This window comes from Paenibacillus sp. NMA1017, assembly GCF_058895805.1.
In genome coordinates, this window is record NZ_JBZXYR010000001.1 from 250,630 (window position 1) to 266,936 (window position 16,307).

Here is a 16,307-nt window from a genome sequence, read left to right on the forward strand (position 1 = left end):
CTCTCCCCGAAAAATCAAAAAAGCCTCTCCTCCCGCGGAAACCGTCCAATATTTCCTGCGGGAAGAGAGGCGACTGTGTGCCTGTGACTTAAGTTTTTAATTCAGGTTTTTGAACAAATCTCAATTGAATCACACTTCCATTATAATTGGCAGGATCATCGGTCTGCGACGAGTTTGCTCATACAAGAAACGACCCAGTGCATCCTTGACATTTGTCTTGAGGGAAGCCCATTCATTTACATTTTCACTCATGAGCTTATGCAGTGTACTTGAGACAATACGATTCGCTTCATCCAGCAAACCTTCCGATTCACGGACATATACGAAACCGCGGGAAATAATATCTGGACCCGATTTAATCGTTCCGTCTTGCTTGCTCAGCGTAACAACCACCACCAAAATACCGTCCTGTGACAGCAATTTGCGGTCACGCAATACGATATTTCCTACATCCCCTACGCCTAGTCCATCGATCAGTACGTTACCTGCTGTAACTTTACCAGCTCTACGTGCTCCGCCATTCTGAATTTCAATGACTTCACCGATATCCGTGATGAAGATATTTTCAGGCTCGATACCTACGCCTTCAGCAAGAAGAGCGTGACGACGTTGCATTCTGAACTCACCATGAATTGGCAAGAAGAACTTTGGTTTCATCAGATTCAGCATCAGCTTGAGTTCTTCCTGGCTTCCGTGTCCAGAAACGTGGATACCTGGATTAGCTGCGCTGTAATATACATTGGCACCCAGACGGAACAGTTCATCAATTGTGCGTCCAACGTATTTTTCATTACCCGGTACCGGAGTAGCTGCAATGATGACTGAATCTCCTGGAAGAATGTCAACCTTTCGATGTGTGGAACGAGCCATTCTTGTCAAAGCGGACATCGGTTCGCCCTGACTGCCTGTGCAGAGAATAACTACACGGTCCGCTGACATTTTGCCAACTTCTTCAGGCTCAATCAGCATTCCATCTGGAATTTCCAAATAGCCCAAGTCTGAAGCAATACCTACGACATTAACCATGCTTCGACCAATAACTGTTACTTTACGTCCCGTTGCTTCAGCAGCATTAATTACCTGCTGAATGCGATGTACGTTAGAAGCAAAAGTGGCTACGACCACACGCTGTCTCGACTTGCGGAAAATGTCTTCCAGGACAATACCAACGCTCTTTTCCGAAGGTGTAAAGCCCGGTTTCTCGGCATTCGTACTATCTGACAAAAGAGCCAGTACGCCACGTGTGCCAATTTCAGCCATACGCTGCAAATCTGCATATTGTCCGTTCACCGGAGTATGATCAAATTTGAAGTCACCTGTATGAACAACAGCGCCTTCAGGAGTATCGATACATACACCTACAGAATCCGGAATACTATGGTTGGTTCTGAAGAATGTTGCTTTTAGTGTGGAACCCAGCTTGATTTCAGAATCAGCATTGATCAAAATACGTTTGGTTTCACCAAGCAGATTCGCTTCCTTCAGCTTGTTTTCCACCAATCCCAGCGTCAACTTGGTACCATATACTGGTACATTCAAATGTTTCAACACGTAAGGCAAACCGCCAATATGGTCCTCGTGACCATGAGTCAGCACAATGCCTCTTACTTTGTCGCGGTTCTCTGTAAGGTAGGAAATATCAGGAATAACGATATCAATGCCCAGCATGTCCTCTTCCGGGAATTTCAGACCGGAATCCACCACGACAATGTCATTGCCGTATTGAACGACATACATATTTTTCCCGATTTCACCGACGCCGCCCAAAGCGAAAATCATCAATTTATCGTTGTTTGTTTTTTTAGACAAATGAATCTAAACCTCCTATGGTAGTTGGACGTCGTACCTTGATTTGTTTATTTAATTTTCAAAAAAATACCGCACCCAGTCACTTGACCCCATTATACATGATTAAAATACGAAAAAACAAGTCATCCTGTTCGTTACGCTAGGTTTCCCATTGCCGTCTGAAACCATTAGTATCTGTCATTTTGTCTACATGCATGGTTAAAAGCACAGCAAAAAGGGCGTCCTATAAGAACGCCCTTCACGCTGGGAACCTTGTCAGACAATAAACCCTAACGGTTTTGTACCTACCGACTGCCCTTAACAAGGATACTCCTTAGTATTAATTAACACCTTACATTCCTATTTCTCTTTAGGGTTAAATAATTTCTTAATAAATTCCTCTTCATCCTCAGTTGGAGGAATGAGCGGCAACCGAACCGAACCTACCTTAATCCCCCGTAACTCCAATGCATATTTTACTGCCACTGGATTTGGCAGAGGATGAGGACAGCCAAACAAACCCTTGAAAATCGGGAACAACTGCTGATGCAACTTTGCTGCCTCCTGCGAGTGTCCTCCTACAAGTGAATCGATCATCTGCTTCATTTCAGCACCTACCACATGACTCGCTACGCTGATAATACCATAAGCACCTACAGCCATAGCAGGCAACCCAGAAGCATCATCCCCGGAATAAACGAGGAAACCTTCTGGCGCTGCCGCTGCAATCTGTGTGACCTGCGCAAGTGATGCACATTCTTTGGTTCCCACAATATTCGGAATTTGTGCAAGACGCAGCGTTGTTTCAGCTGTTAGACTCGCTCCAGTACGGCTTGGAACATTATACAGTATAGCTGGAAGGGATGTGGAGTTTGCAATACTTTTGAAATGCTGATACATCCCTTCCTGATTCGGTTTATTATAATATGGCACTACCAGCAGAACACCATCTGCTCCTGCCTGCTCCGCGGCACGGGTTAGATGAATGGAGTGACGCGTATTGTTGCTTCCAGTCCCGGCAATAATTTTACATCGTCCAGCTGCTTTTTCTACAACAAAAGCAAACAACTTGATTTTTTCATCATCGCTCAGGGTAGGAGACTCTCCTGTTGTTCCAGATACAACAAGTGACTCTGAGTGCTGTTCTTCTATTAAGTAATCAATCAACGAGGACAATGCAGTCCAGTCAATCTCTCCTTGCTGATCAAAAGGTGTCACCATTGCGGTAATCAATCTGCCGAAGTTCACCATGCTGCCTCCTTTTTGCAAGTCCGAGCACGGACAATGCACTATTGATGGAGTTCAAATTTATTATGCAATGCGCGTACAGCCTGCACCATATCTTCTTTTTTAACAAGTACCCAGATCGTCGTGTTGGAATCTGCGGATTGAAGGATCTGTACGTCTGATTCTGCCAATGCCTCCACAATCGTCGCCATAATGCCTGGTACCCCGTTGATACCACCGCCTATGACAGAAACTTTAGCACACCCGGCCAGTATCTTAGGTTCTAGACCCAAATCGTTCAATACTTCAACCGCTTTGCTTCCATCATGATCGAACACAGTATAAACTGCCCCCGATGGCGTTACGTTAATAAAGTCAACGCTAATTCCATGTTCAGCCATAGATTTGAATACTTGTAATTGCAAGTGCCCCAAACCCGGCTTTAATTCAACATTAATCTGAGTGACATTGCCGACATACGCAATACCGGTCACGAAACGGTCTACGATGTCTGCCTGCACGTCTTTAAAGCCTTCCGGATGGGTAACTAACGTACCTTCTCCTTCGGAGAAGGTAGAGCGAACACGGACCGGGATATTAGCCTGCATGGCGATTTCAACAGCACGAGGATGGATAACCTTTGCTCCCTGATGAGCCATATTACAAATCTCCGTATAGCTAACATGTGTAAGTGGCTTTGCATTTTCCACAATGCGCGGATCGGCGGTCAATATACCATTCACATCCGTATAAATATCAACCATATCCGCATGAAGAGCAGCACCCAGAGCAGTAGCTGACGTATCGCTGCCTCCCCGACCCAAGGTAGTCATATCACCGTCTGCTGTTTGTCCCTGAAAACCTGTCACAATGACGACTCTGCCTTGGTTCAACTCTTCAACAACACGGTCTGGCTTTATATCCAAAATACGAGCATTGCCGTATTGATCATCCGTAATAAAGCCCGCCTGTGCCCCAGTTAGCACCGTAGCAGGAATACCTTCCTTCTCCATCAGGCTGCATAATGTAGCAGCAGAAATGATTTCACCACAGCACAGCAGTAAATCCCGTTCGCGCTTCGGAAGACTGTCGCCGTTAGACGCCGCCCAATCCAGCAGCGTGTCGGTGGCATAAGGCTCTCCTTTTCTCCCCATGGCCGACACAACAACAACCAATTGAAGATTTTGTTCCAGCTCCCGCTTCACATGTGCCAGCACAAGTTGACGTGCTTCAGGTGTGGACAGCGAGGTTCCCCCAAATTTTTGCACCAAAATACCCATTATTCTTCCCCCATATCGGAACGTTACTCCGCGTTTGCAGCAATAATTTCCGCGATTTGCACCGCGTTCCATGCCGCTCCTTTGAGCAGATTGTCGGATACGACCCACAAATTTAATCCACGGCTATTGCCCAAATCACGACGTACACGACCCACAAATACGTCAGGTTTTCCTGCTGCTTCAGATGCCAGTGGATAAAGCTGAGCAGTAGGATCGTCCACTAGCGTTACTCCCGGTGCCGAAGCCAGCAGATTGCGGATTTCTTCTAAATCATAATCTTTTTTAAGTTCTACATATACAGATTCCGAGTGACCGTATACAACAGGAATACGCACACACGTTGCTGTTACGTCCACAGATTCGTCACCCAGTATTTTTTTCGTTTCACGTACCATTTTCATTTCTTCCAGTGTATAACCATTGTCCTGGAATTTATCGATTTGCGGGATAGCATTGAAAGCAATCTGATGCTTTACTGGCAACGAACCTACTGGCAACAGATCAGGCTGAACTTCATCACCGTTAAGAATCGCTGCGCTTTGACGATTCAACTCATCAATAGCTCGGCTTCCAGCGCCGGAAACGGCCTGGTATGTGGATACTATGATACGAGAAATGCCATACTGATCATATAATGGTTTCAAAGCAGCTACCATCTGAATGGTGGAGCAGTTCGGGTTCGCAATAATTCCTTGATGCTCGGCAATTTTGTCGCTGTTCACCTCAGGCACTACAAGAGGAGCTGTCGGATCCATTCGGAAAGCGTTGGTGTTGTCAATGCAAACTGCCCCATGACGAACAGCATGCGGCGCCAATTCCTTACTTACGTCTCCACCTGCACTAAACAAAGCAATGTCGATTCCCTCAAAGCTGTCGGGGGTAGCAATCTCTACTGGAATTTGCTGACCTTTAAAGCTAATTAACGTGCCGGCAGAACGAGGCGAAGAAAGAAATTTGATTTTGTCCACAGGAAAATCCCGTTTTTCCAGCAGATTTACGATCTGTTCTCCTACAGCGCCTGTCGCTCCAACGACAGCTACATTAAACTTTCTATTGCTCATCTGGTGTATCTCCCCTTCTCGACTAAAAAACCATTTTTTATTCTGAAAGCATCCACCGCCAACAAGAAATTAGACCCGATACAATATCGAATCATCTTCTAGGCGAGGGATGCTCAGCAGTTAACTATAGTACTTCATGGGGTCTTGCGTTCCACAATCATCGGCTGAAGCTGTTTGCCCTGCAATGCTTCATAAGCAGCCTCTGGAATCAACTCCATGTTAGCTACAAGCGAGTTCGGCTTTTTAACTGGATTGTCCTGTCCGAACGGCACAAAAAAGATATTTTTGGCTACGAGTAATTTGGCGATATTGGCAGCATTTAGACCCAGTCCATCATTAGTAGATATAGCTAAAAGAAGTGGACGGCCGTTGCGCAATTGCGCCTTGGCAGCCATCAAAACCGGACTGTCTGTCATCGCATTCGCTAACTTACTCATCGAATTCCCCGTCAAAGGTGCAATCACCAGCACATCGAGTATTTGGGAGGGACCCAGTGGCTCAGCCTCCACAATTGTAGAAATGATATCATTCCCTGTTATATCTTTCAACTGTTTTTGCCAACTTTGCGAAGTACCAAAGCGAGTATCCGTTGTTAGTACTGTATTGGATATAATAGGAACGACCTTCGCACCCTCATTAACAAAGCGCTGTATAACAGGCATTACCTCTTCAAATGTGCAATGTGAGCCTGTAATTGCATAACCTACTGTTTTCCCTTGCCAACTCATTGTGCATCCCCCCGATCAGGATTATCTTCCATTAACAACTGCACCAGCGTATTCGCTATAATGGCACCAGCAGTTTTGGGAGCAACAATACCGGGAAGACCAGGGGCAAGCATAGCCTTGATTCCACGCTTTTCCGCATAACGGAAATCACATCCGCCCGGGGCGGAAGCAAGATCTATAATCACGGTGCTCAATGGCAATTTAGACAGGATTTGCGCTGTGATAATCATAGAGGGTATCGTATTAAAAATCAAGTCAACTCCCTTTGTCTCATGCGCTAAATCCTTTGTCATAAAAGGCTTCCAACCCATTTCCACGGCTCTCGCTGCATCCTCTGCCCGCCGTACTCCAACCTTCACTCTGGCTCCCAACCCCTGTAGTGCCCTTGCCATGGTAAATCCAGTCCGTCCCATGCCTAGAACCATACAATCTGCACCGTGTATCGTAAAATTAGTATGCTGAATGGCCATCATCAGTGCGCCTTCGGCCGTAGGTATAGAGTTGTATATGGCCACATCATCTCTCTCCAGCAGCTCTACCAGCTTCAACTCATGTCTGGTACAAATTTCTTTTAAGTACGTCCGCGCCATCCCTGTATATACAACACAATGCGGTGGAAGAGCAGCAGCATGCTCATTCAGAAACTGGAGCTTCTGTGCTCCGAAAAGTGCATTTACGTTGCCTTCCTCATCGCATCCCACCACCGGCAAAATCAGTGCGTCTGACGATTCCAGCAGCTTGACAGACATTGGTTCTAGTGTCACTCCTTTGAGTGGTACTTCAAGCTTGTCAAAACCGACCACACTGACGGTAGCATCCATGTCCACACATTTGCGGATTACCTCAAGCTGCCTCGCATCGCCACCCAAAACAACGACGCGTATTCCTGTTAGCATCCGGATCACTCCTTTCCGAGACACGATATGCTTTTAGTCTATGCGAGTGCCCGGAGAGGGGTGAAAAAACACAAAAAAAAGCCGCCCCTTGATGAGGCGACCTTTATTTGCATACTTACTTTTAAGCAAGTAAATTTGAAGATTTTACAAAATAGACATTCGTATATTGCAAACCAACCATAGCCTCAGCGTCCTGTATGGCCAAAGCCTCCAGCACCACGCACTGTTTCAGATAATTGGTCTACTTGTTTCAGCTCTACCTCAGGTACAACCTGAAATACCATTTGTGCAATTCGTTCATTGCGCGTAATCGTAAACGATTCTTCGCCCAAATTAATAAGAAGTACCTTAATCTCCCCACGATAATCCGCATCAATCGTTCCCGGTGTATTGAGACAGGTAATACCATGCTTAAGAGCCAGTCCACTTCGCGGACGGATTTGTGCCTCCAATCCCGCTGGCATAGCTATTGCAAATCCGGTTGGAACGAGGCAACGTTTGCCGGGTTCCAGTACCAGATTTTCCTGTACTGCTGCATACAAGTCAAACCCTGATGCAAGCTCTGACATTTTGCGAGGCAGCTCAATATCTTCATTGCCCGCGAGTCTGTTAATTTCCACGTAAGTTAACAAAATAGTCCCTCCTCATATCCTTTACCGCTGAATCACTCGCTCCAACCATCGATAGGGCAAACGGCTCCGAGAACATACGATCCAGCACTTTGTTCACATCATTTGCCGTCACTTGCTCGATATGTTCGATCATTTGATCCAGCGTATAATGCTGACCAAGCATTAATTCATTTTTTCCAAGCCGATTCATCCGGCTACCTGTACTTTCAAGGCTTAAAATCAAACTTCCTTTTAATTGCTCCTTGCCTTTACGAAGCTCATTAGCGTCCAAACCGTTGATAGCCACATCTCGTAAAAGCTCCAGCGTCAAATCCAGCACGTCCTTTGTTTGCTTAGGAGCCGTACCTGCATAGATCGTGAACATACCACTGTCCGCATGGGAGCTATGATAGGAATAGACCGAATAAGCCAGCCCACGCTTTTCCCGAATTTCTTGAAACAAACGTGAACTCATGCCGCCGCCGATCGCGTTATTCAGCAAAACCATAGCATACTGAAGTTCGTCCCCCGCTGCAAATCCAGGCAGGGATAAACAAATATGATTTTGCTCCGTTGCTTTCTCATGATACAACAGTTCACCGTTAAACACAGGTACTGTCAGCGGCGAAACGGTTCCATGATTATCAAAATGTCCAAAATGCCGCTCCAACAATTCTACCAAGCGATCGTCAACATTACCAGCCACACTGATAACTGTATTGTCGATAGTATAATGCTCCCTCATATAATGGCTGAGATGAGAGCTATCCATAGCAAGCAAGTGATCTTCGGTTCCGAGAATCGGATAAGCCAGTGGATGTTCACCATAGGCCGCGCGAGATACAAGATCGTGCACCATATCGTCCGGTGTATCCTCGTACATGGAGATTTCCTCCAAAATCACATTCTTCTCTTTTGCCAATTCTTCCTGATCTAGTTTGGAATTAAAAAACATATCAGACAGCACATCAACTGCGATCGGTAGATGCTCATCCAACACTTTGGCATAATAGCATGTATATTCCTTCGAAGTGAAAGCATTAACATTTCCTCCGATGGCATCGAATTGCTCAGCGATTTCCTTAGCGTTAAAACGCTCTGTTCCTTTGAAAAGCATGTGTTCGATAAAATGAGAAATACCGCTATTGTCCAGCGTTTCATTCCGGGAGCCCGTTTTAACCCAGATGCCGAAAGAAACTGAACGCACGGTTGGAATTTTTTCAATGACCACTCTTAGGCCGTTTTTGAGTTGAATTCTTTCCACGATTGGCCCTCCTAAACTGAATTGCATACTTAGCCATAATGTTCAATCCTAACAGAAAAAAGACGTTCACTCAACCGGAGCAGGTAGTTGTCGATCAGGAGAAAGCGTCTGACTGACAGTTCCGAGCACAAGTCCCTTACTACGAATGGCATAGATCATGCCTTTGAGAGCAGCCGCTGAGGAATCTGTTGGATGCATCAATATCAGGGAGCCTGATTCAACCTTACTACTGATTTTGTTAATCACCGATTCCGGTGATGGATGTCTCCAATCTACAGTGTCCAATGTCCACAACACTGTTTTGAGCCCACGCTCTGCTGCTATATCCACCGTTTGCTGATTAAAATCACCCGATGGAGGGGCAAACCAGTTGTTTTTGATACCCAATGTTTCTTGAAGAAGCACTTGAGTCTTTTCAATTTCTTGTGTGGCTCTTGCCCGACTCAGACGGCTCATATTCGGATGAGAGTAAGCATGATTCGAAAGCTCATGCCCTCTTTTTTGGATCTCCTTCGCGAGATCAGGATTTTTTTTCAACCAACTTCCATCGAGAAAAAATGTAGCCTTGACCTTTTCCTGATCCAGCGTGTTCAGTATCGGCAGGATAAATTCATTCCCCCATGCTACATTGATCATGAAGGATACCATCGGCTTTTCGGGATTCCCCCTGTAAATTGGAACATTACCAAGTTGATTTAAATGTATTTTAGGTGCCAATTGCCGATATACATATTGAATGGGTCGATCTGGAGATGCAATCGCTTTGCGATAGGTAGCATCCAAATCCACCTCCAGTCCGTTATAGCCTGGAATAGCCTTCCATACCCTGTCGATCTTGGCATCAACTGGTTCCCGCCGCTGACGTGCTGCTTCTGTTCTTAGTCGCTGCATAAGCGCATTGTCGGGCAAAGCTGCTACCGCCATCGTGGTTACAGCCTCTGGCTCTTTAACCCCTGTAACGTCTCCATTGCGTAATTGACTAGCGTAGTCACGAACCCCACTAAACTGCCCGATTACGAGTGTGATGGCTAAACTAGCTACCACCCACACTGCTCTTTTTGCCCTACTCATGATTCCTTCATCCTCCCGCCCGTTTGTCCACATTGTATGCGGAGAGGACAAGAACTATGACGCAGTAGCCTCTAGAAGCCCACTTTGGCGCAGCTTGTGCATATGTATGAAAAAAGAGCCAGAAACGTAGCTCTGCCTCTTTCCAAAAGCTTAAACAATGCTATTCAAATCCCTTGTACTGTTAATACGAAAAGCTACTCCTGGCCTTTCTAGTCTGCAACATGCAGGTACCTAGGATTTTGCAGGTGCTTCTGCTGTCAGAACAGCCTTACGGGACAGATTGACACGACCTTGTTGATCAATTTCGGTTACTTTTACCGTAATTATATCCCCAATAGCAATTACATCTTCAACTTTGGCTACACGCTCAGTAGACAGTTGAGAAATATGAACCAGACCATCTTTACCTGGTAAAATTTCAACAAATGCACCGAATTTCTCAATCCGTTTTACTGTACCGATGTAAATCTCACCGACCACGACTTCCTTTACGATACCCTCAATAATGGAACGTGCTTTTTCATTCATCTCTTGATTTGTGGAAGCGATGAACACACGACCATCTTGTTCAATATCGATTTTCACGCCGGTTTCTTCGATGATTTTGTTGATGATTTTACCACCAGCTCCAATAACATCACGGATTTTGTCCGGGTTAATGTGCATCGTCATAATTTTTGGAGCATGCGGAGACAACTGCTCACGTGGCTTCTGGATCGCTTCCATCATTTTGCTAAGAATGAACAAGCGTCCTTCTTTAGCTTGCTTGAGCGCATCCTGTAAAATCTGGCGGTCAATACCGTTAATTTTAATATCCATTTGAATGGCAGTTACGCCTTCCGCGGTACCAGCAACTTTAAAGTCCATATCGCCCAGGTGATCTTCCATACCTTGGATATCAGTCAATACGGAGACATGATCTCCATCCTTAATCAATCCCATCGCTACACCTGCAACCGGAGCTTTAATTGGTACACCTGCATCCATCATAGCCAGTGTACTTGCACAAATACTAGCTTGTGAAGTCGAACCATTCGATTCCAGTACCTCGGAAACCAGACGGATGGTGTATGGAAATTCAGTTTCGGAAGGAATTACTTTGGAAAGCGCACGTTCACCAAGAGCACCATGTCCGATTTCACGACGACCTGGCGCACGCAAAGGACGAGCCTCACCTACGCTGAATGGCGGGAAATTGTAATGATGCATGAAGCGTTTTGTTTCTTCCAAATCAATACCGTCCAAAATTTGTACATCACCCAATGCACCAAGTGTACATATGCTGAGTGCTTGCGTTTGACCGCGTGTAAATAAGCCTGAACCATGAGTGCGCGGCAAAATATTAGTGTCACTTTCAATCGGACGAATTTCGTCAAGCTTACGACCATCAGGACGCACTTTATCATGCGTGATCAGACGACGTACTTCTTCCTTAACGATATCATAGAGAACTTCGCTCACGTCGCTCAAAAGCTCAGGTGTCTCTATGTATTGTGCTTCAAAATGGGCAACTGTCTCTTCGTTGACTGCATCAATCGCCTCTTGACGGGCATGTTTTTCTGCAATTTTAACAGCTTCCATTAAACGTTCAGCTGCATAAGCACGTACTTCACTGTTCACTTTTTCATCAACAGCATGCAGTTTAACCTGCATTTTCTCTTTACCTGCTACTTGCACCAATTGTTCAATGACTGCCACAATGTTCTTAATCTCATCATGACCGAACATAATGGCTTCCAGCATAACTTCCTCTGGAATCTCATTGCCTTCGGCTTCTACCATCATGATGGCATCTTTCGTTCCGGCTACAACCAGGTACATGTCGCTTGCATTCTGCTGTGCAATATCCGGGTTAATCACAAATTGTCCGTCTACACGTCCTACAGCGACTCCACCGATTGGCCCATTAAAAGGTACATCCGAAATGCTAAGTGCTGCCGAGGTTCCGATCATTGCTGCAATTTCAGGTTCGCAATCCTGATCGACACTCATAACCAGGTTCAACACCTGTACATCATTCCGGAAACCTTCCGGGAACAATGGGCGAATTGGACGGTCTGTCAAACGGCTGGACAAAATCGCTTTTTGACTCGGACGTCCTTCACGTTTAATAAATCCGCCAGGAATTTTCCCCACAGCATACAATCTTTCCTCATAGTTTACGGTCAGTGGAAAAAAGTCCAAATCTTTCGGTTCACGAGAAGCGGTCACGGTACAAAGCACAACTGTTTCTCCGTAGCTCACTTTAACTGCCGCATTGGCTTGTTTCGCAAGACGTCCTGTTTCCAGCACCAGCTTTCTTCCGCCGAGCTGCATTTCTACGCGTTGCTCCATGGTATCCCTCCATTTCATTTCATTGTAAAAGTTCTATACATATTCAGTATTTCCTGCGCAGGTCTTATTCATAAGAAGCTCGCAGGCAAATCAGGATATGTAATTCAAAAAAAGATTCCTCATTTCAAAAAAGAACCCGGCTGCTGTCCGCCGTCGCCTTAGCAGGGACAAGCGGTGAACAACCAGGCTTCTTTTCTCATTACATGTCTGAAAATTAACGACGCAGTCCGAGACGCTCGATCAACGCACTGTAACGTTTAACATCAGTCTTCTTCAGGTAAGCCAAAAGTTTACGACGCTGACCGACCATTTTCAACAACCCGCGGCGGGAGTGATGGTCTTTCTTGTGCGAACGAAAGTGACTTTGCAAGTTGACGATGTTTTCAGTAAGGATAGCGATTTGTACCTCTGGTGATCCTGTATCGGATTCATGAGTTTTGTACTCCTCGATCAATTGCTGTTTACGCTCTTGAGTCAATGCCATCCTGTTCACCTCCTTCATTATAATCGCCATTAGCCTCGTAGCCGCCGGTGAAAGCGGACAACCAAGCTAAGGTTCATCGTTGTTTACACAACATAAGTCAGTATAACACAGCGCCTGTCTTATGTAAATAAATTAGCCTAACAGCTTTTTAGCCGTTTGTGCGTCATTGCCAATTTGGCTGATCAGCTCATCCACCGAAGAGAATTTGCGTTCAGGGCGGATGTAGTGGTGAAGCTCCACAAGCACAGACTCTCCATAAATTTGCTGATTAAAATCAAATAAATGTACCTCAAACGACGGATTCAGCACACCTTCATGAAAAGTAGGCTTAACCCCTACATTCATTACACCATTTATCCAACGGTCGCCTACAAGCGCCCGTACAGCGTATACACCCTTGATCGGAATCACGTAGGTATCATCCAGTTTGAGATTAGCAGTCGGAAAACCGATCGTACGTCCGCGCTTCTCTCCATCCATTACAGTACCTTGGATACGATAAGGACGTCCCAACCAGCGAGAGGCATGCGCTAGATCCCCGTTCTGTAAAGCACGGCGAATGCCAGAACTGCTCACTTTGTACCCATCCAGTTCGAACGGTGATACGGTGTGTACAGACATCAGCTCTCCTCCCAGCTTCCGAAGGGTATCCTCATGCCCGGCTCCCCGGTGGCCAAACCGAAAATCAAAGCCTACTACCGCTGTTCGAATTTGCAATGGAAGCAGCACGTCGCTCATAAACGCCTCAGGGCTGACCTTGGAAAATTCTTCGTTGAAACTCAAAATATAAAGTACGTCCACACCCATATCAGCCAGAATAGTCTGCTTGTCCGCAAGCGGTGTTAAATAACCTTCATAATCACCTTTTTTCATGACTTCCTTCGGGTGAGGATGAAATGTCATGACAGATACCGGCACTTGCTGTTCACGAGCCAACGCAACGGCCTTGCGTATCACGCTTGCGTGTCCCAGATGAAGACCATCAAACTGACCGATCGCCGTGACCTGTGGACGTCCCCATCGCTGCAAAAGCTCATCACTCAATGGATAAGATAACGATACGGTAATCATTATTAATTCACCTGCATTTCACATCATTTGACTAACTTCGTCAAAATTATAGCACAATTCAAGGTAAGAAAAACGTCTATCGACGTAATTTCACGGAAGCCAGACCACGCCTAGCGGAAGTTTTTCTTGCGATTATAGAATTGTTCAGCTCCGCTGAAAATTTATAAATTCTATTATCTTAAAAAAACTTTAATGGGAGCGATCGCGTCTGATTCATCCCGGCCATATATGCCTAAAAACGTCTTATCCTCTTTATACAAACGGAAGGGCTGGTTGTCCGTCACAGGTGGTGAAATCATATTCAGCGACAGGCGTTGGCCTTGCAAAGCCGCAGTTACCTTGGCTTCAGCCACTATATGCTCAGGCATATAGTCAATCGCCTGATCCGTTGTAATAAGTCGCTCTCCAAGACTGCCATCCGCAACGAAACGCTCTATCTCTTCGAAAGTCAGACAACGTTCCGCAGGAATTCCCGCAGACATGGTTCGCTCCAGCTTAACCATCGTTGAAGGATATCCTAATTCACGGCCAATATCAACACATAGTGTACGGATATAAGTACCTTTGGAGCATAAGGCACGAAAAGAAATATCCACATACGCCCCCGTCTCCGCGAATCCCGTCATTTCCAACTCGTAAATGCTCACTTCACGACTTTTGCGCTCCACGGTTTTGCCTTCTCGAGCCAGTTCATATAGACGTTTGCCGTCCACTTTTAGCGCGGAGTACATTGGAGGTACTTGGGAAATCGTACCAACAAAACGCTTCAGAACCGCTTGGACTTCCACTTCCGTCACCTCTACTGGACGTTCACTCTCTTCCGTGATTTTCCCAGTCAGGTCTTCGGTATCCGTGGCAATTCCTAATCGCAGTGTAGCCCGATATTCCTTGGGCCGCTCCTGCATGTATTCCACCACACGGGTAGCACGTCCCAGACACAAGGGCAAAACACCAGTTACCTGCGGATCAAGCGTTCCAGTGTGTCCGATTCTCTTCATACCTAATAAACGGCGAGCCTTGGCTACCACATCATGAGAGGTAAATCCAGCAGGTTTATAGACAGGTAGAATACCTTCCCAAGTTGCCTGTTCCTTCTTTATCGGGTTCATAGCTCAGATTTCACCCGCCCTACAACTGTTTCAATGATATCTCCCAGCTTACCCTCTAGCCGACAGCCAGCTGCACGTACATGTCCACCGCCCCCAAATGATTGAGCCAGCGCAGCTACATCAACATTCCCTGCCGATCTCAAGCTGGCCTTGACCGCTTGATCATTAATAACCTTAAAGAAAATACCTACTTCAACTCCACGAATATTTCTTGGATAATTCACAATGCCTTCCAAGTCCTCATTTACAGCGCCACACTCTGTCATGTCGTCAGGTGATACTACGACCCAAGCAACTTTTCCATCCTCCGACATCGTGAGCGTTTGCAATGCTTTTGTCAGCACCTTCATTTGTGGAAAGGTCATTTCCTCGAGCAATTTCTCAGATAAAGATGGACCATCTACACCGTAAGCAAGTAGCTGTGACACCGTAGACATCACTTTTGGTGAAGTGTTCGAGTAACGGAAACCTCCTGTATCCGTTAGCAATCCTGTATATAAAGCCGTAGCTATTTCGACATCCCAGGTTACTGCAAACTCTTTCAGTAGGTCAAAAAGAATTTCGGCTGTTGCCGCAGCATCCGGCTTAATCACATTAACTGTACCATAAGCATCATTCGTTGGATGATGATCAATATTCAGGATAATGGCATCTTCCGTAAAAAACTGCTCTGTCAAACCAACACGACGGTAATCCGCACAATCTACACAAATGATCCGGTTGTATTTCCGTTCTGGCGGTTGCTGGCTCATATCCATAATCTCATCGGCATGCCATAAAAAATCCATACGCTTGGGAATAGGCCCCTCATTCAGCATGGTAAATTTCTTCCCCAGACATGAGAGAAGCCAGCCCACCGTTACGGTGGAGCTGACTGCGTCTCCGTCCGGCTGTACATGCGATACGATCAGGTAATCATCATGCTCCAGAATAAATTCCTTCGCTTGTTGAAGCGCCTGTTCATAGGTATGCATTGCCTTCTCCTTTACATTCAGTTCATGGTTCTTTCAGACAAACTAAGTTTTATTTCTCATCCTTGTCGATATCACTCAGCAGTTTTTCAATTCGACTGCCGTAAGCAATAGATTCGTCAATTTTGAAAATCAACTCAGGAATATGGCGCAGCCGTATCCGTTTGCCGAGTTCAGAACGAAGATAACCGTTCGCTTTGTCCAATGCCTTCAGGGAAGAATTTTTCTGTTCTTCATCCCCGAGCACGCTCAAGTATATTTTCGCTTGGGACAAATCATTTGTAAGATCGACACCCGTTACGGTGATAAAACCGATGCGGGGGTCTTTTAATTCAGTTTGTATGAGTTGGCTTAGCTCCTTCTTGATCTGCTCGCCAACCCGACCTGTACGTATTTTAGCCATGGATGCTCA

15 protein-coding genes are annotated in these 16,307 nt (G+C 45.8%); all 15 read right to left on the reverse strand.

Annotation, left to right across the window (positions count from 1 at the left end):
• Window positions 1-129 precede the first annotated feature (129 nt).
• The 15 genes from AC5ELV_RS01155 to rbfA all read right to left on the reverse strand — a co-directional run bounded on the left by AC5ELV_RS01155 (window position 130) and on the right by rbfA (window position 16,298).
• Window positions 130-1,809: a ribonuclease J gene (locus AC5ELV_RS01155; protein WP_013309942.1), complete on the reverse strand. Its 1,680-nt coding sequence runs from the start codon at window positions 1,807-1,809 to the stop codon at window positions 130-132.
• Between the two features lie 339 nt (window positions 1,810-2,148).
• A complete protein-coding gene (gene dapA / locus AC5ELV_RS01160) occupies window positions 2,149-3,039 on the reverse strand; it encodes a 4-hydroxy-tetrahydrodipicolinate synthase (RefSeq protein ID WP_493428828.1) in 891 nt (296 codons plus the stop codon).
• A gap of 38 nt (window positions 3,040-3,077) precedes the next feature.
• Window positions 3,078-4,295, reverse strand: a complete 1,218-nt coding sequence (dapG, locus tag AC5ELV_RS01165) for an aspartate kinase (protein ID WP_493428829.1) — start codon at window positions 4,293-4,295, stop codon at window positions 3,078-3,080.
• A 23-nt stretch (window positions 4,296-4,318) separates the two neighbouring features.
• The gene (locus tag AC5ELV_RS01170; protein ID WP_493428830.1) at window positions 4,319-5,356 is read right to left on the reverse strand and encodes an aspartate-semialdehyde dehydrogenase; all 1,038 of its coding nucleotides are present in this window, start codon (window positions 5,354-5,356) and stop codon (window positions 4,319-4,321) included.
• A gap of 134 nt (window positions 5,357-5,490) precedes the next feature.
• A complete protein-coding gene (locus AC5ELV_RS01175; protein ID WP_493428831.1) occupies window positions 5,491-6,084 on the reverse strand; it encodes a dipicolinate synthase subunit B in 594 nt (197 codons plus the stop codon).
• Window positions 6,081-6,980: a dipicolinate synthase subunit DpsA gene (gene dpsA, locus AC5ELV_RS01180; RefSeq protein WP_493428832.1), complete on the reverse strand. Its 900-nt coding sequence runs from the start codon at window positions 6,978-6,980 to the stop codon at window positions 6,081-6,083. Before dpsA ends, AC5ELV_RS01175 begins: the two co-directional genes overlap by 4 nt.
• Before the next feature lie 185 nt (window positions 6,981-7,165).
• Window positions 7,166-7,612, reverse strand: coding sequence for a dUTP diphosphatase (gene dut, locus AC5ELV_RS01185; RefSeq protein WP_013309936.1), 447 nt, complete (start codon window positions 7,610-7,612; stop codon window positions 7,166-7,168).
• Window positions 7,590-8,855 carry a M16 family metallopeptidase gene (locus AC5ELV_RS01190; RefSeq protein ID WP_493428833.1) on the reverse strand — a complete coding sequence of 422 codons (1,266 nt, stop codon included), beginning with the start codon at window positions 8,853-8,855 and terminating at the stop codon, window positions 7,590-7,592. The genes dut and AC5ELV_RS01190 overlap by 23 nt, the downstream gene beginning before the upstream one ends.
• A gap of 66 nt (window positions 8,856-8,921) precedes the next feature.
• A complete protein-coding gene (locus AC5ELV_RS01195) occupies window positions 8,922-9,926 on the reverse strand; it encodes a polysaccharide deacetylase family protein (RefSeq protein WP_493428834.1) in 1,005 nt (334 codons plus the stop codon).
• A gap of 231 nt (window positions 9,927-10,157) precedes the next feature.
• Window positions 10,158-12,260, reverse strand: a complete 2,103-nt coding sequence (gene pnp / locus AC5ELV_RS01200; protein WP_493428835.1) for a polyribonucleotide nucleotidyltransferase — start codon at window positions 12,258-12,260, stop codon at window positions 10,158-10,160.
• 214 nt (window positions 12,261-12,474) lie between these two features.
• Entirely contained in the window at window positions 12,475-12,744 is a 270-nt protein-coding gene (gene rpsO, locus AC5ELV_RS01205; protein WP_007430074.1) for a 30S ribosomal protein S15, read from the reverse strand.
• A 132-nt stretch (window positions 12,745-12,876) separates the two neighbouring features.
• A complete protein-coding gene (locus AC5ELV_RS01210) occupies window positions 12,877-13,815 on the reverse strand; it encodes a bifunctional riboflavin kinase/FAD synthetase (RefSeq protein WP_493428836.1) in 939 nt (312 codons plus the stop codon).
• A gap of 173 nt (window positions 13,816-13,988) precedes the next feature.
• Entirely contained in the window at window positions 13,989-14,924 is a 936-nt protein-coding gene (gene truB, locus AC5ELV_RS01215; protein WP_493428837.1) for a tRNA pseudouridine(55) synthase TruB, read from the reverse strand.
• Window positions 14,921-15,898, reverse strand: a complete 978-nt coding sequence (locus tag AC5ELV_RS01220) for a DHH family phosphoesterase (protein ID WP_493428838.1) — start codon at window positions 15,896-15,898, stop codon at window positions 14,921-14,923. The genes truB and AC5ELV_RS01220 overlap by 4 nt, the downstream gene beginning before the upstream one ends.
• Before the next feature lie 49 nt (window positions 15,899-15,947).
• Window positions 15,948-16,298, reverse strand: a complete 351-nt coding sequence (gene rbfA, locus AC5ELV_RS01225) for a 30S ribosome-binding factor RbfA (RefSeq protein ID WP_010346342.1) — start codon at window positions 16,296-16,298, stop codon at window positions 15,948-15,950.
• Window positions 16,299-16,307: the final 9 nt, after the last annotated feature.